This window comes from Novosphingobium sp. BL-S-20, from assembly GCF_055521635.1.
The window spans coordinates 1,184,573-1,204,650 of sequence record NZ_CM145493.1 but is presented as its reverse complement, the minus strand read 5'-3'; the positions used below and the strand labels follow the sequence as shown (position 1 = coordinate 1,204,650).

The following is a 20,078-nucleotide window of genomic DNA, read 5'->3' as shown; positions in this document are numbered from 1 at the left end:
ATCGTCGTTTTCAGCCGGCGTATTCGAACATGATCGTGGCCAATGGCGGCAATGTTACCATGGCTTGCCCGTTCGCGGCTTTGACCTGCCCCAAGTTGCCCTTCCCGCTTCCCCCGTAATGTGGAGAATCGCTGTTGAGTATCTCGTTCCATGTGCCGTCATGCGGCAGCGGCAGTCCATACCCCGTCAGGATAGCCGGGGTCATGTTCGAGATCACCGCGACCGGCCGGGCGCCGGGCGCCTTGCGCAGCCAGGCGAAGACCGAATTGGCGGCATCGTCCACCACCAGCCAAGCGAAACCCTCCCCGTCGCAGTCTCCGGCGTGAAGTGCGGGCTTTTCGCGGTAGATGTGGTTGAGGTCCTTCACGAGGTTGCGAATGCCTTCGTGCGCAGGAGCATCGCGAAGGTCCCAGTCGAGCGCACGTTCCTCGCTCCATTCGCGGCGCTGGGCGAACTCCTGCCCCATGAACAGCAGCTTCTTGCCGGGATAGCCCCACATCATCCCGTAGTAAGCGCGCAGATTGGCGAACTTCTGCCAGTCGTCGCCGCTCATCTTGTTCAGCAGCGAGCCCTTGCCGTGGACCACTTCATCATGGCTGAGCGGCAGGACGTAGTTCTCGCTGAAGGCATACATCAGGCCGAAAGTAATGTCGTCGTGGTGATAGCGCCGGTGCACCGGATCGCGCGCCATGTAGCGCAGCGTGTCGTGCATGAAGCCCATGTTCCACTTGAAGCCGAAGCCGAGCGCGGTTGCCTGCCGGCCGTCCTCTGCCTCGTAGGCGGGCTGGGTGACGCCGGGCCAGGCCGTCGATTCCTCGGCGATCGTGAAGACGCCGGGATGCTGGCCGTAGAGTGCGCGGTTGGTGGCGCGCAGGAAGTCCACCGCCTCCCAGTTCTCGCGCCCGCCCTGGGCATTGGGTATCCACTCGCCGTCCTTGCGCGAATAGTCGCGGTAGAGCATCGAGGCGACCGCATCCACGCGCAGCCCGTCGACGTGATACCGCTCGGCCCAGAACAGCGCGTTGTTGACAAGGAAGCTCTGCACCTCCCGCCTACCGAAGTTGTAGATCAGGGTGTTCCAGTCCGGCTGGAAGCCGAGGCGCGGGTCTTGGTGTTCGTAGAGCGCGGTGCCATCGAAGCGGACGAGGCCGTGCTCGTCGGTCGGGAAATGGGCGGGCACCCAATCGAGGATCACGCCGATCCCGGCCCGGTGCGCACCGTCCACGAAACGCGCGAACCCGGCCGGTTCGCCGAAGCGGGCACTGGGCGCGTAGAGGCCGGTTGCCTGATAGCCCCACGAGGGATCGTAGGGATGCTCGCTGATCGGCAGGAACTCGATATGGGTGAAGCCCATCTCGACGACATAGGGGATCAGCCGGTCGGCGAGATCGTCCCAGTTGAGGAACCAGTTCCAGCGATCGCGCTGCCAGGACCCGGCGTGGACTTCGTAGATCGAGACCGGCACTTTCCGCGGATCGACTTTGGCCCAATGCGCGCGGTGGGCCTCGTCGCCCCAGTCGAGCTTGGCCGGGTGCGCGGTCATCGAGGCGGTGGCCGGGCGGATTTCCGACATGAAGGCGAAAGGGTCGGCCTTGAGCGGCTGGACCATGCCGTCGGCGCCGACGATGTGGTACTTGTAGGCGCGGTAGTCGGCGATGTCGGGGATGAAGATTTCCCAGACGCCGATGTCCCTGCGGTCGCGCATGACGTGGCGGCGCGGGTCCCAGTCGTTGAAATCTCCGACCACGCTGACCAGCAGGGCATTGGGCGCCCAGACTGCGAAGTGGACACCGCTGGCGCCCTCGTGGCGGATGATATGCGCACCCAGCTTGTCGAAGAGGCGGAAATGCGTGCCTTGCGCGATCAGCAGGTCGTCCACCGGACCCAGCACCGGGCCGAAAGTATAAGGGTCGGTGACGAGCCAGTCGCTGCCTTCCGCCGAGCAGCGGTAACGGATCGGCTGCGGCTTTCCGAGCAGCTTGCCCTCGAACAGAAAGCGGTCATCGACTTTGCCGAGCGTGCCTAGCCGCCGACCGTCGAGACTGAAGGCCTCCACCGTCTCCGCACCGGGCAGGATCGCGCGGGCGTGCGAGCCGCCGGGACCGGGATGGAGGCCGAGAAGCGAGAACGGGTCCGCGTGCGTACCTTCCAGCAGGGATTCGAGAGCGCTGTCCGGCGGCGTCACAGGACCTTCCAGATGTCTTTGGCATATTCGGAAATCGTTCGATCCGAAGAGAACCAACCGACATTGGCGATGTTCCTGATGGTCGCGGCGCGCCAGCCCGCCACGTCCTCCCAGCGCGCATCGATCGAGCGCTGGGCGGCGGCATAGCTGTCGAAATCGGCCGCGCACATGAACCAGTCATGGTCGTAGATGCCGCCGATCAGGTCCTTGTAGCGATCCGGATCGTCGGGAGAGAACACGCCGGACGAAATCGCCGAGAGCGCCTGGCGCAGTTCCCGCGAACCGTCGATCACCTCGCGCGGGTTGTAACCGCTCGCCCGCTTGGCCGCGACTTCGTCCGCCGTGAGGCCGAAGATGACGATATTGTCGTCGCCGACATGGTCCTTGATCTCGACATTGGCGCCATCGAGCGTGCCGATGGTCAGCGCGCCGTTGAGCGCGAACTTCATGTTGCCGGTGCCCGAGGCTTCCATGCCCGCCGTAGAGATCTGCTCGGAAAGATCCGCCGCCGGGAAGATCCGCTCGCCCAGGCTGACATTGTAGTTCGGCACGAAGACGACCTTGAGCAGCCCGCCCACCGAAGGATCGGCATTGACGCGCCGGGCGATGTCGTTGGCCAGTTTGATGACCAGCTTGGCGTTGTGATAGCTCGGCGCGGCCTTCCCGGCGAAGATCTTCACGCGCGGCACCCAGTCGCGCTCGGGATGGCTGCGGATCTGGTCGTAGAGCGCCACCGTCTCGATCAGGTTCAGCAGCTGGCGCTTGTATTCGTGAATTCGCTTGATCTGCACATCGAACAGCGCATCGGGATCGAGACGTACGCCCATGGTCTTGCGGATATAGTCCGACAGCGCCGCCTTGTTGGCCCGCTTCACCTCGGCAACGCGCGCGCCGAACTGCGCATCGCCTGCGAACGCATTGAGATCGGACAGCTTTTCCGCATCGTCGAGGAAGCAGTCGCCGATCGCCTCGCGGATTACCCCGGTAAGGCCGGGATTGCACTGTTGGAGCCAGCGGCGGGGAGTGACGCCGTTGGTCTTGTTGTTGATCCGGTCCGGATAGAGCTTGTGGAGGTCGGCGAAGACCGTCTGCTTCATCAACTCGGTATGGAGCGCCGCCACGCCGTTCACCGAATGCGCGCCGACAAAGGCCAGATTGGCCATGCGCACGCGCCGCTCGCCGCCTTCGTCGATCAGCGAGATCGCGGCGATCTCGGCGTCGTTGCACCCAGCCTTGCGCGCCTCGCGCAGCACACGGCTGTTGATCGCGTAGATAAGCTGCATGTGCCGCGGCAAGAGGCGCTCGAACAGCGGCAGCGGCCAGGATTCCAGCGCCTCGGGCAGGAGCGTGTGGTTGGTGTAGGACACCGTGCGGCGGCAGAGGTCCCAGGCCTCGTTGAATTCGAGGCCATTCTCATCGACCAGCAGGCGCATCAGTTCGGCCACGGCCACCGAGGGGTGCGTGTCGTTGAGCTGGATCGCCGCCTTGTCCGGCAGGGTGCGGATATCCCCGTCATACTGGACGTGGCGGCGCACGATGTCCTGGATCGAGGCGGCGGTGAAGAAATACTCCTGCCGCAGGCGCAATTCCTGACCGGCAGGGCTGGAATCGGCGGGATAGAGCACGCGTACCAGACTGTCGGCCCGCACCTGCTCGGCAAGAGCGCCGAAGTGATCGCCCGCATTGAAGGCATCGAGCCGGATCGGATCGAGCGGGCTGGCGGTCCAGAGGCGCAGGGTGTTCACCCGCTTGCCGCGCCAGCCGACCACCGGGGTGTCGATCGCGGTCGCCTCCACTTGCTCGGCCGGGTGCCAGAACACGCCGTCGCCCTCGGCCACGACTTCGCCACCGAAGCCGATGCGGTAGGTGCTTTCGAGCCGCTCGAACTCCCAGGGGTTGCCGTGGGCCAGCCAGGTTTCCGGCAGTTCGACCTGCCAGCCGTCGTCGATGCGCTGGCGGAACATGCCGTTCACATAGCGGATGCCGTAGCCGTAGGCCGGAATATCCAGCGTCGCGAGGCTTTCCATGAAGCAGGCCGCCAGCCTTCCGAGACCGCCGTTGCCCAGCGCCGCGTCGGGTTCCAGTTCCTCCAGAGCGGCCAGATCGAGGCCATGGGCGCGCAGGGCCGCCTCGAACTCGCGGGTCATGCCCATGTTCGAGAGCGCATCGCGCAGCAGGCGACCGATCAGGAACTCCATCGAAAGGTAGTAGACCCGCTTGCCACCGGAATCGTAAGTGCGGCGGGTGGAGTCGATCCACTTCTCGATGATCTCGTCGCGCAGGGCGAGGATCGAGGCAGTGTACCAGTCATGCTGCTTCGCCGCGCGCTCGTCCTTGCCGACGCGCTGGCGCAGCACCCGCACGATATGCTTGTCCATTTCCGAGGGAAACGCAGCCTCGCTGCTGGAAACAGGATCGGTCGCCACGGGCACACTCCTGATCTGGCCGTGGCAGTCTCTTTCTCGCAAAAGTCCTGCAATCGGCGTAAGTTAGAGCCGGGATAATGCGGCATGCGCTCCGCAGTTTCCCCTGCTTTCCATCATGGCTACCACAGCCTTGCCCTGCGACAAGCGGGATTGTGCAGCGCCGCAAAAAATTCGTGGCCGCCCCTCGGCAAGGACAGGGCGGCGATGGTATGACCGCGGGCGATCCCATTCGCGGAAGGTAAGCATGAGCCTGACCGAAACCGAAGACAGCCCCCTTCCCCTTATCGCTGCCGAGACTTCGGACAGGCCCTGGTGGCAAGGTGCGGCGATCTACCAGATCTACCCCCGCAGCTTCCAGGACAGCAACGGCGACGGCGTGGGCGATCTCGCCGGGATCACCCGCCGCCTGCGCCATGTCGCCCGGCTTGGGGTGGATGCGATCTGGATATCGCCCTTCTTCACCTCGCCGATGCGCGACTTCGGCTATGACGTAGCCGATTACTGCGGGGTCGATCCGGTATTCGGGACCTTGGCCGATTTCGACGCGCTGATCGCCCATGCCCATGCGCTTGGGCTGAAAGTCATCATCGACCAGGTCTATGCCCATACCTCGGATCTCCACCCCTGGTTCGCGGAAAGTCGCGCCGACCGGGGCAATTCCAAAGCCGACTGGTACGTCTGGCACGATCCCAAAGACGACGGCACCCCGCCCTGCAACTGGCAGTCGGTGTTCGGCGGCCCCGCCTGGACCTGGGACGGCCGTCGCCGCCAGTATTACATGCACACGTTCCTGAAGGAGCAGCCGCAGCTCAACATGCACAACCCCGCCGTGCAGGACGCGGTGCTGGACGCGGCGCGGTTCTGGCTGGAGCGCGGGGTCGACGGCTTCAGGCTCGACGCGCTCAACCATGCGATGCACGACCCGCTGCTGCGCGATAATCCTCCGGCCCCCGCCGATGGCCGCATCCGCACCCGTCCCTTCGATTTTCAGCTCAAGACCTACAGTCAGTCGCATCCCGACATGGTGGGCTTCGTCGAGCGGCTCCGCTCGCTCTGCGACCAGTTCGGGGCCGTCCATACCGTGGCCGAGATCGGCGGCGACGATCCTCAGGGCGACCGCCGCGCCTATACCGCGGGCGAGCATCGGCTCAACAGCGCCTACGGCTTCGACTTCCTTTATGCCCCCGCACTTACCGCGCAGTTCGTTGCCGAGACGCTCCAGCGCTGGGAACTCGGTCCCGATGAAACCGGCGGCTGGCCAAGCTGGGCCTTCGAGAACCACGATGCCCCCCGCGCCGTTTCGCGCTGGTCTGCACCGGAGCACCGGGACGCCTTCGCCCGCGTGAAGATGGCCCTGCTGATGGCCCTGCGCGGCAACGTGATCCTCTATCAGGGCGAGGAACTCGGCCTCGTGCAGGACGAGATCGCCTTCGAGCAGTTGCAGGACCCCGAAGCCATCGCCAACTGGCCGCTCACACTCTCGCGCGACGGCGCCCGCACGCCGCTGCCCTGGGAAGACGCCCCGCTCGGCGGGTTTACCGCCGGCGAGCCGTGGTTGCCGCTCTCAACCGACAACCTCGCCCGAGCCGTGGCCGTTCAGGAGAGCGATCCCGCCTCGCTGCTCCATTTCACGCGGGAGGTGTTGGCTTTGCGCAACGCGCATGCCGCCCTGCGCCACGGTACTTTGACCGAATGCCGGGCGGACGGTTCACTGCTCTCGTTCGAGCGCACGGAAGGGGCGGAGCGCCTGCGCTGCCTGTTCAACCTCTCTCCCGATCCGCTCACTCCTGGCGAAGCTGCGGAAGGCAGAGTGCTGCTGGCCGTCAATGGTGCGACAGCCACCGCACTGCCGCCTTTCGGTGCGCTCTGGCTCGAGCTTTGAGATGCGGTTTTCGCTGGCGGCGGGCGGCGCCTCGCGGCTAGAGGCGGGCCATGAAGCCTCTCCTCGCCCTCGCCGCCCTGATCGGCACCGTTTCGATCCCCGCAGCGGCCATGGCTGAAGCCGTCGTCGTCACCTCCCCCGAGGCGCTTCCCGCCCGGCACGACCGCCCCCGCGTATTCCTCGGCGGCAGCATCGACATGGGTTCGGCGCCGGACTGGCAGAAGCAGGTGATCGCTGCCCTCCAGGGCGAGGACTTGGTATTGCTCAATCCGCGCCGCCCGGACTGGAACCCAGCCTGGAAGCCCGAAGCGAGCGAGCCGGAATTCCGCCGGCAGGTCGAATGGGAACTCGCGGCGCTCGACAGCGCCGACGTAGTGATCCTCTACCTCGCGCCAGGTTCGCAGAGTCCGGTCAGCCTGCTCGAACTCGGTCTTCATGCCCGCTCGGGCAAAGTCGTGCTGCTCTGCCCGCCGGGATTCTGGCGCAAGGGCAATGTCGACATCACCGGCGAGCGCTACGGCGTGAAGCAAGTCCAGAGCCTCGACGAGCTGATCGTGGAGACACGACGGCGCGTGGCTGACAGCGCGAAGGCCCTCAAAGGGCGGAATTGACGCGCTACCCGCGCGATCAAACACACCGTCATCCTGAACTCGTTTCAGGATCCATCTCTCGCCACAGGCGGCGGCTTGATCGGCGAAATGGATCCTGAAACAAGTTCAGGATGACGGGGGTATAACGTGCGGGCTGAGCACCCGAACGCCCACCCACTACTGCTGCGTCCACTCCACCCTATAGAGATCGAAACGGCGATCCTTGAGGTTCTGCACCGCGCCCGACTGACGCGCGGTCAGCAGCGCGTCGAGGCTGAGATCGGCAATCGCGATCGTCTCCGTATTGGGCGCGGTGTCCGCCGCCACGCCGTCCCGCGCGAAGGGAAAGTCGGAGGGCGTCAGGATCGCGCTCTCCGCATAATGCACGTCCATGTTCTCCACGTTCGGCAGGTTGCCGACGACGCCCGAGGTGACGACATAGCACTGGTTCTCCACCGCGCGCGCCTGGCAGCAGTAACGCACGCGCAGGAAGCCCCGTCGCTCGTCGGTGCAAAACGGCACGAAGAGCATCAACGCGCCCTGATTGACGAGGTGACGCGCCAGTTCCGGGAACTCGCTGTCGTAGCAGATCATCACCCCGATCGGCCCGCAGTCGGTGGGGATCACGTTGGCGCCGTAGCCGCCCTTGACGTTCCACCAGCGCCGCTCCGATGGGGTGGGGTGCAGCTTCTGCGTTTCGTGCACGGCCCCGTCGCGCAGGAAGGTATAGGCGATGTTGCGGATTTCGCTCTTGCCCTGCCCCAGCTTTACCCGCGTCGGGTGCGAGCCGCCGATGATGTTGATGTTGTAGCTCACCGCCATGCGCTGCATGAATTCGACGAAGCGTTCGGTATAGTCCGCGATCTTCTCGATGGCGGCGACGGGCTCCAGCTTGGTCTCCTCGATCGAGAGCAGTTCGAGCGTGAACAGCTCGGGGAAGACCACGAAGTCGCTCTCGTAATCGGCGGCGACATCGATCCAGTACTCCACCTGCTCCTCGAACTGGTCGATCGTCTCGATCTTGCGCATCATGAACTGGACGGTGGCGACGCGCACGTTGGAAGGCACGCGCTCCTTGAAGCCCGGCACCGCCTTGCCCGTGTCGCGGGGGGCGAGCGGGTTGGTCCAGTACATGATGACGGCATTGCCGCCGCTTTCCTTGTCGTTCGGGATGTAGTCGGGCAGAATGCCGCGCGGCTCGTAACCCTCGTTCATCTGGAACTGGATGACCTGGTCGCGGACCTTCTTGTCCTTCACCGCCTGCACGTAATCGGCCGGGTTGGGATACTGGCGCTTGCGACGGGAATAGCCCGGCATGCGTCCAGCGAAGGCGATGCCCTTCAACTCAAAGTACTGGCACAGCTCCTTGCGCTTGCGATAGAGCCGCTGGCCGATGCGCAGGCGCCGATAATCGGGATCGACGCAGACCTCGAAGCCGTAAAGCACATCGCCGTCTTCTGCGGGCGGACGGCCGTAGCCGCCGTTGCTGATCTCTTCCCAGCTGTGCGGGCGGAAGGCCTGGTCGGCGGTGACGATCATCGTCGCGCAGTGGCCCACGACTTTGCCTTCGTATTCGGCCACGAACTGGCCTTCGGGGAAGTTGATGATCTGGCCGCGAATCTCGGCTCGGGTGAAGGCGTCCGCCTTGCCGTAGACTTTCACCGAGAGCCGGGCGATGGCTGGGGCGTCGCCGACAGTGGCCGGGCGAATGATGAGCTTGGCTTTGGTCTGGTCCATGGACCGAATTCTACGCACGACGCGGCAAAGGGTTCCCGTGCCGAAAAAGACTCTTTTCCCGTCGCTTGCGGGATATTTTCGGCTTGGCGACCGTTATTCTTCCCGAAAGGAGAGACCTGTGAGCACTACACTCATCGCCCTCGCCCTGTTCGGTTGCAGCGACGACGGATCGGCCTGCGAAAGGCTGTCCACGCCCGTCCAGACCTACGAATCGCGCGCCGAATGCACCGCCCGCCTTGACGATGCACTGGCCACCGAAGCCGCGCTCAAGGCAGAAGCGCCCACGGTTTACGCTCAGTGCCTCTCAAACCGCCAGCTTGCCTCGCTTGGGAAAGGGTCGGTCGATCTGCGCCGTGTCAATGGAGTGCAGTTCGCCTCGAAATGATGCCGAGACGTATCCCGACACGGACCTCGGGAATGAAAAAGCCCGAGGGAAAGTCCGGGAGCTTTGGGGGCGTCGGCGCAAACCGGCGCCCCTGCTTAATCCCTCTCAGCCGCGGCCGCGATAACCCTGGACGCCCTGATCCGGCACCCAGAGACCCTCGGGCGCCGCGCCGGACTGCCAGAACACGTCGATGGGAATGCCGCCGCGCGGATACCAGTAGCCGCCGATGCGCAGCCAGTGCGGCTTCATCTCATCGAACAGGCGCTGGCCGATGCCGACCGTCACGTCCTCGTGGAAGCCGTTGTGATTGCGGAACGAACCGAGGAAGAGCTTGAGGCTCTTGGATTCGACGATGGTTTCGCCCGGCGCATAGTCGATCACCAGATGGGCGAAGTCGGGCTGGCCGGTCACGGGGCAGAGCGAGGTGAATTCCGGCGCGGCAAAGCGCACCAGATAGAGGCTGCCCTGGCGCGGATTAGGAACGTAGTCGAGCACGGCCTCTTCGGGCGAAGTCGGCAGCGCGCTGGTCTGGCCGAGATGCAGCGGAGTTATGGAAGTGTCAGTCATGCCGGTCTTGATAGGTGTCCCGGCCCTCCGCTTCAACCCGCTGCGACGGGGAAAGCGGTTCCGGCGAGATTGCCCGAGAGGCACGATTTCGGCTATGATCGCTCACGTCTCGCCGCGCGGACCTTCGGCATTAACGCAAGGTTCAGCGCGTGGTCCATTTGGGATCGGTACAGAGGCTGGGAGCTTGATGCGGGGCATTGTGACTAAATTCGCGACACCATTTTCACGCGCAGCGCTTGTCGTCGGCCTTCTGGCGGGACCTACGACGGCATTCGCGCAAGGCACATGGAGCCTGCCGCCGGGCCAGCAGGAAGGCCAGAACGCGCCCCGTTCGCAAGGGCCGGTCGATCCGCAGAACCCCAGCGTTTCGCCGCGCGATACGGCGCCTGAGACACCTGCGGCCACGCCTTTCGCCCAGCCGACGCCCGTTCCGACGATCGCGGCGCCGCCCCCTCCAGCCGTTCGCGTTACCGAGCGTCCGCAGCCCCGCGCGGCGACTGGACCTGCCCCGGTTCCTTCGGCTACCCCCGCACGTCCCACCGAAGCGCCGCGCGTGGAGGCAACGACCACTGCCGCGCCCTCATCGCCAGTCACGCCCTCGCCCGAGCCGGTTCCGTTCCCCGCGGCTCCGGCGACCGGCGAGACCGCCCAGCCGCAGGCCATGCCCTCCGCTGCGCCTGAAACCGCAGTCCAACCTGCCACCACGCCGCATTGGCCGGAATGGTGGCTCGCCATCCCGGCGGCGCTGGTCGGGGTGGGCATCGGCGCTTTCGCCCTGCTCCGCCGCCGCCGCGCGCCCGCCACCGCCTGGGAGGAAGCCGGTCTCGAACCCGAATCCGATCCGGAGGACGAAATCGCTGACGAGGCGGGTGCACCCTCGACCGTCGCTGCTGCCGAACCCGTCGCTGCGCTCGATCCGGTTCCCTCCGTCTCGCCGATCCCGCGCGTGCAGCCGCCGCGAAATCCCGAACCGGAGCGCCGTCCTGCACCGCAGCCCGCCCCGAAACCCGCTCCTGCCGGTCCCGGCGTGATCGCGGTTCATTTCGAGCCGGTGAGCCTGCGCCTCTCGCTCGTTTACGCGACGCTGCAATATCGCCTCACGCTGTCGGCGCCTGAAAGCGGTCTTTCGCAGCCGTGGCGCGTACTGGGCGACATGATCTCCGCCCACGCCTCCCTGTCGCAGGGCGAGCAACTCGCGCCCGATCCGGCGGCCCTGCCGCTGCGACACTCGCTCGAAGCCCTCGCCCCCGGCGAAACGCGCGAGTTCAAGGGCGAACTGCAATTGCCGCTGAATGCCATCCGCGTGATGCGCCAGGGTCAGGCCAGCCTCTTCGTGCCGCTGGTGCGCCTCTGCCTCGCCGACGAGCTGGGCCATCTGGAGCGCAGGGTCTTCACCCTGGGGGTTTCCGGCGAAGGCTCCGGCCTCGCCCCGATCCGTCTCGACACCGGCCCGCGCGACCACGCCGCCATTTCCGTCCGTGAGATCGAAGTAGCGAGAAGCTTGGGGCGAACCTTGGGCCAAGACCCCAATTCGCCCATCGCAGCCTGATCGGAGCACGATAAACGCCCTTGCCTCTCGACCCTGGCCGCACCTCACGTTAGGGCTACCCGCTCAAGAGCGGAGAGCATTTTGAGCGATTTGGACAATTTCGACGAGCTGGCCCCCTTCACCAAGCTGGTCGGCGGCGGGCGCCGCAAGGAGTGGACCGGCGCGGTCGTCAACCCGCCGGTCTGGCGCGCCAGCACCCATATCTACGAGAACACCGCCGCGCTGGCCGAAGGGCCGAGCCGGAACGAGGACGGTCGCTTCTTCTACGGTCGCCGCGGCGCGCCCACGCAGTGGGCGCTCTGCGAGGCTCTCACCAAGATCGAGCCGGGCGCCCATGGCACCGTGATCTACCCTTCCGGCGTCGCCGCCCTGGCCGGAGTCATGCTCACGCTGCTGCGTCCGGGCGATGTCGTGCTCATCACCGACAATGCCTATGACCCGACCCGCGCGATGGGCACCGGCATGCTGACCGACTTCGGCATCGAGACCCGCTTCTACGACCCGCTGGACATCCCCGCCTACGAAGCGCTGTTCTGCGAACGTACCCGCGCCGTGCTGATCGAGGCGCCGGGCAGCCTTTCGATGGAAGTCTGCGACGTGCCCGAACTCGCCCGCATCGCGCGCGCGAAAGGCGCAGTCTCGGTGCTCGACAATACCTGGGCCAGCCCGCTCGGTTTCGCGGGGCTGGAAAAGGGCGTGGACGTGACCGTCATGGCGCTCACCAAACATGTCGGCGGCCATTCCGACCTGATGATGGGCAGCGCCAGCGCCGGTGAGGAACTCTATGGCAAGCTGCGCGCACGATCGCAGCAGCTCGGCATCGTCGTCTCGCCGGACGACGCCGCGCTTGCACTGCGCGGGCTGCGCACGCTGGGCGTGCGTCTGCGCCAGGAAGCCGAATCCGCGCTGAAGATTGCGCGCTGGCTCGAAACCCGGCCCGAAGTGTCGCAAGTGCTCTGCCCGATGCTGCCCGGCTCGACCGGCCACGATATCTGGGCGCGAGACTTCACGGGCGGATGCGGCCTGTTCAGCTTCGTGTTCAAGGACGGCACCCTGGCCGACCGCAACCGCTTCATCGATGCCCTGAACCTTTTCGCCATCGGCTTTTCCTGGGGCGGCTTCGAAAGCCTCGTCGTGCCGATCGAGCCGACCCGCTATCGCAGCGTCATGGCCTGGCCGCCGCAGCAGCGCAACGAGGCCGACCGCTACGGCGTACGTCTGGCGGTGGGACTTGAGGATGCGGACGATCTGATCGCCGATATCGAACAGGCCCTCGCCGCCATGCGAGGCGCTGGAACGGTTGCATAAAAGCGGACTTCCAGCCTGATTGCATTTCCTTCCGTCCATGGCGTAGGCTCCGGCGATAAACCATCGCCGGAGCTTTCATGATCGACCGTCGCCGTTTTCTCTCCACCGCATCGGCGGGTGCCGCCGTCGTTGCCGCAGGACCTGCACTGGGGCGCGTAACCGCACCGCCGACCGCTTCAAACCCCGCGCTTGTCGCCTTCATGGACAAGTATTTCGACGCGCAGGTCGATGAATCGCCCGAAACGGCGACGCAGCTCGGTCTGGATACCGGCGCGCGTGCGGCACTGAAGTCCCGCCTGACCGTTCCCACCCGCGAGGAAGAGGAAAAGAGCCGCAACCTCGTCCGCACCGCGCGCGCCCAGCTTGGCGCGATCGACCGGGCCAAGCTGCATGCGCAGGATGCGATCTATTACGATACGATCGCGGCGAACCTCGATGCCGTCATCAGGACTTTCGCCATTCCCTATGGCCAGGGCGGATGGCCGCAGATCTACCGCGTCAGCCAGGGCGGCGGCGCCTACCTCGGCACCGGGGACTTCCTCGACAACCAGCACACGATCAAGACGGCGGCGGATGCGGAAGCTTACGTCTCGCGCGTCAACGACTTCGCCGATGTGCTGGATGCCGAGACCGATCGGATGCGCGAAGACTTCGGCATCGGCGTCATCCCGCCTGACTTCATCCTCAGCAAGACCATCGGTCTCCAAGCAGGCATGCTGGGCACTGCCGCCGGCGATTCCACGCTGGTGCAGTCGATCGTCCGCCGCACCCACGAAAAGGCGATTGCCGGCGACTGGGGCGCACAAGTGCAGAAGCTCGTCACCGAGCGCGTCTATCCGGCCCTGCAACGCCAGAACGATGCCCTCAAGGCCATCCAGCCCAAGGCCGGGCACGCAGCCTCGGTCTCGCGCCTTCCGCAAGGCGCGCAGTATTATGCCAATAGCCTGAACTACATCACCACGACCCGCCTGACCGCCGAGGAAATCCATCGCATCGGGCTGGAGCAGGTTGCCGACCTCACTGCCCGCTCGGACGCGTTGCTCAAGTCGCAAGGGTTCAGCAAGGGTACGGTAGGCGAGCGCATGGCCGCGCTGATCGCCAACCCGGCCAACGTCTATCCCAATACCGATGCGGCCAAAGTGGAACTGGTCGCGCACCTCAACGAGCAGATGGCGGCGATGCAGGCGCTGCTGCCCAAGGCATTCGGCCGCCTTCCCAAGTCAGGCGTCGAGATCAAGCGCGTGCCGCCCGAAATCCAGGAAGGCGCATCGCAGGGCTACTACAATCCGCCCAGCCTCGACGGAACGCGGCCGGGGATTTACTGGATCAACCTGACCGACACCGCCAACTGGCCCAAGTTCGGCCTGCCCACCCTGACCTATCACGAGGCCATTCCGGGCCATCACCTGCAGATCGCGCTGCAGCAGGAAAGCCCTGCAGCGCCCAAGCTGATGAACCTGCTGTTCTTCTCCAGCTATTCCGAAGGCTGGGGTCTCTATGCCGAGCAGCTGGCCGACGAACTGGGCGCCTACGACAACGATCCCCTAGGACGGGTGGGCTTCTACCAGAGCCTGCTGTTCCGCGCCGTGCGTCTGGTCGTGGATACCGGCATCCACGCCAAGGGCTGGAGCCGGGAGCAGGCGATCCGCTACTTCATCGACAATACCGGCCGTGCCGAAGGCGGCGCGACCTCCGAGGTCGATCGCTATTGCAGCTGGCCGGGTCAGGCCTGCGCCTACAAGGTCGGCCACAACGAATGGGTCCGCCTGCGCGAGAAGGCCAAGACGGCGCTCGGTAACCGCTTTGACATTCGCGGCTTCCACGACACGGCGCTGGCTGGCGGCGGGATGCCGCTGACGGTGCTCGAACGGGTGGTCGACGACTGGGTGTCCACGCGCAAGGCATCTGCCTGAACCTGAGGCATCTGCGCAGGATGGGTAACCAGACCCATCCTGCGCGCAGCTTTCGGCGCTAGAGCACCAAACCGTTCCTCATTCCTTAGGCCGTAAGATGGCCGGTCTCAGGCCGTCTGCATCCCCGATCCACCTGCCGTTACTGAGGTTTCCGTCACTTCCTGAACCCGCAGAGGCTCCTCGCGGGAATAAGTGCCGACCAGCATCCCTGCGGCGAGCACTCTGCCGCTGATCGCGCTGACGACTTCGGAACGGCCGGGATTGTCGTCCACGTCGATCGCTTCGGAGAGCGCGAAAAGCTGGAACACATAGTCGTGGACGCCGTGACCCGGCGGCGGGTCCGGCGGCAGCCAACCTTCGAGGAAGTAGCTGTTGCGCCCGACGTCGCGGCCATCGACGGTGCCAAAGCCATCGGCCACGATTTCGCCCTCGGCAAGGCGCCGAACCTCAGGTGGCATGTTCCAGATAAGGGCATGGACCATGGGGTGCGGAGCGGGAGCATCCGGATCCTCGACAAGCAGGGCAAGGCTGACCGTTCCCTCGGGCACCTCACCCCATACGAGCGGCGGAGACACCCCCTCGCCGTCCGCCGTGAAACGCTGCGGCAAGCGGCTGCCATTGGCGAAAGCCGGACTCGACAGGTCGATGAAACCCGATCCGCGCGTTACCTCATCCTGCACGATGGCGAGCTTGGCATGGCCCGCCCGCACATTGGTCATGAGCGATCCTAGCCAGCGGGGGAGATGTTCCAGCATAAGGTCTCCAGATTTCGAATGAAGGCCGCAGGCCGGCCTCGGACTTCAATCGTTTTCTTCATCCTCGTCGTCCTCATCGGAGGCACTATCCTCATCGAGGTCGAGAAATTCGAGCGGGTCCAGCCCCAGATCGGCGACAACCTCCACCGGGCTGGCGACGACAGTGATTTCCTGCCCGTCATCCAGTTCGATAAGCGTGGTTCCATCGTCCTCGCCTTCAGCGATGCTTACGACTTCGCCGGCATCCACATCGATCTCGTCGCCTTCCAGGGTTTCAAACGTCGCTGACGGCATATCGTACTCCTGATGAGAGAAACCACCGAACTCGCCATTCGCGTTCCGGTTCCAATATCGAAACGCGCTATTGGCACGCGATCTGCGTACTCTCCATCGCGTCCGATCCAGGCACCCTGTCCCGCCGGGCAAGCAGCCAGCCCAGAAACGAACGAGCCAGCCTGTCTACGGGGGCGGCAAGGACAGCATCCGCGCCGCCGGATAAGGCTACACGCGATGCCGCGTCCGGTATGGGATGTTCCAGCCTGTCAGCCATCACCGATCTCCTTGTGTGAGACAATCGAAGAAACGCGCGCGGCCCGATCCCGGTTTCATCGCCCTCTTCAATAAACGTCGCGAAGGTAACGCCGGTCCTCCCGCATCTGGGCGATATAGTCGTCGGCGATGTCAGGCTTCATGCCGCCATGTGTCGAAACGATCCGCCGCAAGGCCAGATCGACATCCTTGGCCATCCTGCTCGCATCCCCGCAGACGTAGAAATGCGCGCCGCCGTCGATCCAGCGCCACAGCTCGGCGCCCTCCTCGATCATGCGGCCCTGAACGTAGACTTTTTCCGCCTGATCGCGCGAAAAGGCCAAGCTGAGCCGATCGAGGTGCCCGGAACGGCGCCAGACCTCTATCTCATCACGATAGTAGAAGTCGCTTCTTTCATGTTGTTCTCCAAAGAAAAGCCAGTTGCTTCCCGTAGCACCGGTGGCCTGACGATCCTGGAGAAACCCCCGGAATGGGGCAATGCCGGTGCCTGGCCCGATCATGATCGCTGCGCGGCCAGGATCGGCAGGCGGCCGGAAATGCGCTGCCGGTTGTAGGAACAATCCTGCCCCCAACTCCTCCGCGCGATCGGCCATGAAAGCGGAGCACACCCCGCCGCGGCGGCGCCCCTTGTTGCTGTAGCGCAAGACCGAAACGGTGAGATGCACTTCGTTCACCTGGGCAAGCGGGCTGGAGGCAATTGAATAGAAACGCGGTTGGATCGGCCGCATGACTTGCTCGAGATCGGCCGTTTCGAGCCTGGCTCCGGTTTCATGCAGAATGTCGGCAATCTGGTGCTCACGCAGAAACCGATCGTATTCCGGTTTGCGATCGGGATCGAGAAGCGGTGCGAAAGCCGCTTCCGGAAAACGGTCCGCTATCAATTCCAGTATATTACGCGTCGGCTTTGAGATATCCCAATGGTGCAGGAGCGCATCGTGGAGCGCGACTTCTCCCACCCCTTTGACCGTTACCGGCGCTTCCGGGTCGAGTTCTAGCACTTCCACGATTTCACTTGCCAGGACCGGACAGTTGACCGGCCAGACACCGAGAGCATCGCCGGCCCGGTAGGTGAAGCCGCTTCCCTTCAGATCGAAACCGAATTGCCGGACCTCCTTCTGCGCACCCAAACCGCTGAGCAGGGTATTACAGGTCATCCGGGCGTGCAGCGGTGACTTTCGGCTGTAAGCGATCCTTGCCGGCTTCTCGGCCTGCATCCGGCTGGATATGGGCGCGACCGCAGGTTCGGCAGACATGGCACGAAGCACATCGTCCAGCCACCGGCCGGCGGCTTCCTCATAATCCGGTTCGCAATCGGCGCGCGGAACGACGCGAACCGCCCCTAGTTCTTCCAATCTTTTATCGAGTTTACGGCCAAAACCGCAGAACTCATCATAACTGGAATCCCCTAGCGCGAGGACCGAATAGCGCAAATCCGCCATGCCGGATGGCGTGTTGGCGATAAGCGCGTTCCAGAAAGCACCCCCATTGTCCGGCGCATCGCCGTCGCCGAACGTACTGGCAATGAAAAGCACCCGCCCGGCTTCCGGGAGTTCAGCCGGTTTCACACTGTCGAGCGAGGCGAGGCGAACCTGGCAGGATCGTTCTTCGAGCCTTGCTGCGCAGTGCTCCGCAAAGCTCTCCGCATTGCCGGTCTGCGAGGCCCAGAGCACCAGGATTTCAATTGAACGCACTCCTGCAGATTTGCTTCCGGTCGGCCAGGCGCTTTGCACACTATGAGAATGAGAGAGAATACACGCCATCAATCCATTGATATAGTGACGATTATCATCTCCGAATGGTGCGTTCAGGGGTAGCATTGGAGCAATTGTCGAGGGTGCGCAATTTCGCAGTCCGGCCATAAATCCGGAGAGATAGCGCTCCTCCTCAGGCAGCAGTTCCGGACGCGTCTCCGGCAACAGCCCCAAGATCTGTGCGAACATGTCCATCGCGGCCTGCCGGGACGACGGTGGGTTCGCCCCCGAGTGAGAAAGTTCCGACAGGAGCGGTGTCAGATCATCCTTTGCCGAAATGCTGCCGTTTTCTCCGGCCGGGCCTGACAGCCGGGTCAGCGCGACCGCCGAGAATTTGAATTCTGGTTGCAGCGACAGCGGGTCGACCGCATCGCTCGTAACCGCATTGACGGCAAGGTCCTCGCCGAAAACGTCGCCCCAGTGGAACGGTGCGAAGCAACTACCGGGTCGGACGCGATCGGTAACGACGGCGGGAAGCACGGCTCGCCCCCGGCGCGAGCGCAGTTCGACCTTGTCTCCTTCTCCTATCCCCAGCGCGGCCGCATCTTCAGGGTGAACCTCCAGAAAGGGGCCAGGATTGAGCTTGTTGAGACTAGGGACTTTCCCGGTCTTGGTCAGGGTATGCCATTGATGCTGGAGCCTGCCGGTGTTCAGAACGAGCGGGAATTCGGCATCGGGCATTTCCGCCGGGTCCAGGTGCGGGCGCGGCAGGAACATGGCTCTGCCGGTTTCGGTGGGAAAGACGATGGGCGCGGGATCGGTGTCCTCCCCATGCTCCCCGGACCGGCTCGCTCCGCCGCCGAGGTATCGGATGGGATTGCGATCGCTTGTGGCGTCGGGCGGGCAAGGCCATTGCAGCGGCGTTTCGCGCAGCCGCTCATGGCTGGCTCCGCGCAGGTCGTAGCCCGTGCGTGGATTCCAGAAGCTACGGATTTCCTCGAAGACCTCGGCTGCGGAGGCGTACGCGAAGGCATCAGCATAGCCCATCTCGCAAGCGACGCGGGCGATGATCTCCCAGTCCGCCATTGCTTCTCCCGGAGGGTCGACGGCCTTCTGCATCAGGGTGAGGTTGCGTTCGGAATTTATCATCACCCCTTCCGCTTCCGCCCAGAGCGCGCCAGGCAGGATCAGATCGGCATGGCGATTGGTCTCGGTATCGACGAAGACATCCTGCGCGATCACGAGTTCGGCCGCTTCCAGCCCCGCCACGACCGTCTTGCGGTTGGCCACGCTGGCGACGGGGTTGGTGCAGATGATCCAACAGGCCTTGATCCGCCCCGCCGCCATATCCTCGAACAATGCGACGGTGCCCGCACCTGCCTCCGCCCGCAGGGTTCCCCGCGCAATGCCCCAGACATCCTCCACGAAATGCCGGTCGGCATCGCTGGTTGTCGCGCGCTGGCCGGGAAGGCCCGGACCCATGTAGCCCATCTCCCGACCGCCCATGGCATTGGGCTGTCCGGTCAGCGAGAACGGCCCCGCACCGGGGCGACAGATCGCCCCCGTCGCGAGGTGGAGATTGCAGATCGCATTGGTGTTCCAGGTCCCATGGGTGCTCTGGTTGAGGCCCATGGTCCAGCAGGTCGTCCAGGCGCCCGCTTCACCGATCCACTCCGCCGCCTGTCGCAAGTCCGCCTCGGCAAGCCCCGTAAGTTCGGCAACTCTCGCGGGCGTGTAGTCGGCGAGGAAGGAGGGCATATCCTCCCAACCCTCGGTATGGGCGGCGATGAAAGCGGTGTCGATCCGGCCCTGTTCGGTCAGCAGCTGCAGCAGCCCGTTGAGCAGGGCGAGATCGGTGCCGGGCCGGACTTGCAGGAACAGGTCCGCCTTGTCCGCCGTGCCGGTACGGCGCGGATCGACGACGATCAGCTTCGCGCCGGCCTTCACCCGGTCCATCATCCGCAGAAACAGGATGGGATGGCAGTCGGCCATGTTCGCGCCGATCACGAAGAACAGATCGGCCTTGTCGAAATCCCGATAGGACCCCGGCGGCCCGTCGGCGCCGAGCGAGAGCTTGTAGCCGCTCGCCGCGCTTGCCATGCAGAGGCGCGAATTGCTTTCGATATTGTTGGTGCCGATGAAGCCCTTGCAGAGCTTGTTGGCCAGATACTGCGCCTCCAGCGACATCTGCCCGGAGACGTAGAACGAAACTGCATCCGGCCCGTCCCGCTCGATGATCCGGCGCAGGCCCTGTGCGGTGCGCGTAATCGCTTCGGCCATGGGAATCGCGCCCTGGTCGCGGGTTCCCTCGATGCGGGCATAGGCCGTCTCGGCCCGTCCCGGCGCAGTGACCGGGACATGGCAGGTGCTGCCCTTGGTGCAGAGGCGGCCGAAGTTCGTTGGATGGTCCCTGTCCCCCGCGACCTTGACGATGCGCCCTCCCGACACCTCCATGACGATGCCGCAGCCGACACCGCAATAGGGACATGCGCTCTTGACCTTGCTGCTTGCCACGTCTTCCCCAAACGAAAAAAACGCCAC

13 protein-coding genes are annotated in these 20,078 nt (G+C 64.7%); 6 read left to right on the top strand and 7 right to left on the bottom strand.

Features of this window, described 5'->3' with window-relative positions; all coding sequences use genetic code 11:
- Window positions 1-10: 10 nt before the first annotated feature.
- Together glgB and ACZ1II_RS05100 are read right to left on the bottom strand one after the other, a co-directional pair.
- Complete coding sequence (gene glgB, locus ACZ1II_RS05105) at window positions 11-2,185, bottom strand: 1,4-alpha-glucan branching protein GlgB (protein ID WP_465143335.1); 2,175 nt, start codon at window positions 2,183-2,185, stop codon at window positions 11-13.
- Entirely contained in the window at window positions 2,182-4,563 is a 2,382-nt protein-coding gene (locus ACZ1II_RS05100) for a glycogen/starch/alpha-glucan phosphorylase (protein ID WP_465144533.1), read from the bottom strand. The genes glgB and ACZ1II_RS05100 overlap by 4 nt, the downstream gene beginning before the upstream one ends.
- Before the next feature lie 292 nt (window positions 4,564-4,855).
- Here ACZ1II_RS05100 and ACZ1II_RS05095 point away from each other — a divergent pair, with 292 nt between their 5' ends.
- Both ACZ1II_RS05095 and ACZ1II_RS05090 read left to right on the top strand, forming a co-directional pair.
- Entirely contained in the window at window positions 4,856-6,493 is a 1,638-nt protein-coding gene (locus tag ACZ1II_RS05095; protein ID WP_465143334.1) for an alpha-amylase family glycosyl hydrolase, read from the top strand.
- A 50-nt stretch (window positions 6,494-6,543) separates the two neighbouring features.
- Entirely contained in the window at window positions 6,544-7,104 is a 561-nt protein-coding gene (locus ACZ1II_RS05090; protein WP_465143333.1) for a nucleoside 2-deoxyribosyltransferase domain-containing protein, read from the top strand.
- Window positions 7,105-7,260: 156 nt separating this feature from the next.
- Here the strand turns inward: ACZ1II_RS05090 and ACZ1II_RS05085 are convergent, their stop codons facing one another.
- Complete coding sequence (locus ACZ1II_RS05085) at window positions 7,261-8,820, bottom strand: GNAT family N-acetyltransferase (RefSeq protein WP_465143332.1); 1,560 nt, start codon at window positions 8,818-8,820, stop codon at window positions 7,261-7,263.
- A gap of 118 nt (window positions 8,821-8,938) precedes the next feature.
- On the opposite strand from ACZ1II_RS05085, the gene ACZ1II_RS05080 reads away from it, so the two are divergent.
- Window positions 8,939-9,205 carry a hypothetical protein gene (locus tag ACZ1II_RS05080; RefSeq protein WP_465143331.1) on the top strand — a complete coding sequence of 89 codons (267 nt, stop codon included), beginning with the start codon at window positions 8,939-8,941 and terminating at the stop codon, window positions 9,203-9,205.
- Window positions 9,206-9,310: 105 nt separating this feature from the next.
- Here ACZ1II_RS05080 and queF read toward each other — a convergent pair whose 3' ends face one another.
- On the bottom strand, window positions 9,311-9,772 hold the full coding sequence (gene queF / locus ACZ1II_RS05075; RefSeq protein WP_465143330.1) for a preQ(1) synthase: 462 nt from the start codon (window positions 9,770-9,772) through the stop codon (window positions 9,311-9,313).
- Between the two features lie 199 nt (window positions 9,773-9,971).
- Between queF and ACZ1II_RS05070 the strand changes: the two genes are divergently transcribed.
- From ACZ1II_RS05070 to ACZ1II_RS05060, 3 genes are all read left to right on the top strand, one after another.
- The gene (locus ACZ1II_RS05070) at window positions 9,972-11,321 is read left to right on the top strand and encodes a hypothetical protein (RefSeq protein ID WP_465143329.1); all 1,350 of its coding nucleotides are present in this window, start codon (window positions 9,972-9,974) and stop codon (window positions 11,319-11,321) included.
- Between the two features lie 81 nt (window positions 11,322-11,402).
- Window positions 11,403-12,629 (top strand): cystathionine beta-lyase, encoded by a 1,227-nt coding sequence (gene metC, locus ACZ1II_RS05065; protein ID WP_465143328.1) that lies wholly within the window; start codon window positions 11,403-11,405, stop codon window positions 12,627-12,629.
- 77 nt (window positions 12,630-12,706) lie between these two features.
- The gene (locus ACZ1II_RS05060) at window positions 12,707-14,542 is read left to right on the top strand and encodes a DUF885 domain-containing protein (protein WP_465143327.1); all 1,836 of its coding nucleotides are present in this window, start codon (window positions 12,707-12,709) and stop codon (window positions 14,540-14,542) included.
- Between the two features lie 107 nt (window positions 14,543-14,649).
- Here ACZ1II_RS05060 and ACZ1II_RS05055 read toward each other — a convergent pair whose 3' ends face one another.
- From ACZ1II_RS05055 to ACZ1II_RS05045, 3 genes are all read right to left on the bottom strand, one after another.
- Window positions 14,650-15,297 (bottom strand): YbhB/YbcL family Raf kinase inhibitor-like protein, encoded by a 648-nt coding sequence (locus ACZ1II_RS05055; protein ID WP_465143326.1) that lies wholly within the window; start codon window positions 15,295-15,297, stop codon window positions 14,650-14,652.
- A gap of 45 nt (window positions 15,298-15,342) precedes the next feature.
- On the bottom strand, window positions 15,343-15,591 hold the full coding sequence (locus ACZ1II_RS05050) for a hypothetical protein (protein WP_465143325.1): 249 nt from the start codon (window positions 15,589-15,591) through the stop codon (window positions 15,343-15,345).
- Window positions 15,592-15,914: 323 nt separating this feature from the next.
- Entirely contained in the window at window positions 15,915-20,051 is a 4,137-nt protein-coding gene (locus ACZ1II_RS05045) for a molybdopterin-dependent oxidoreductase (protein ID WP_465143324.1), read from the bottom strand.
- Window positions 20,052-20,078: the final 27 nt, after the last annotated feature.

Coding starts and splice junctions, on each gene's coding strand:
- ACZ1II_RS05100 (WP_465144533.1), bottom strand. CDS start 4,563: ATGGACAAGCATATCGTGCGGGTGCTGCGCCAGCGCGTCGGCAAGGAC.
- ACZ1II_RS05095 (WP_465143334.1), top strand. CDS start 4,856: ATGAGCCTGACCGAAACCGAAGACAGCCCCCTTCCCCTTATCGCTGCC.
- ACZ1II_RS05090 (WP_465143333.1), top strand. CDS start 6,544: ATGAAGCCTCTCCTCGCCCTCGCCGCCCTGATCGGCACCGTTTCGATC.
- ACZ1II_RS05085 (WP_465143332.1), bottom strand. CDS start 8,820: ATGGACCAGACCAAAGCCAAGCTCATCATTCGCCCGGCCACTGTCGGC.
- queF (WP_465143330.1), bottom strand. CDS start 9,772: ATGACTGACACTTCCATAACTCCGCTGCATCTCGGCCAGACCAGCGCG.
- ACZ1II_RS05060 (WP_465143327.1), top strand. CDS start 12,707: ATGATCGACCGTCGCCGTTTTCTCTCCACCGCATCGGCGGGTGCCGCC.
- ACZ1II_RS05055 (WP_465143326.1), bottom strand. CDS start 15,297: ATGCTGGAACATCTCCCCCGCTGGCTAGGATCGCTCATGACCAATGTG.
- ACZ1II_RS05050 (WP_465143325.1), bottom strand. CDS start 15,591: ATGCCGTCAGCGACGTTTGAAACCCTGGAAGGCGACGAGATCGATGTG.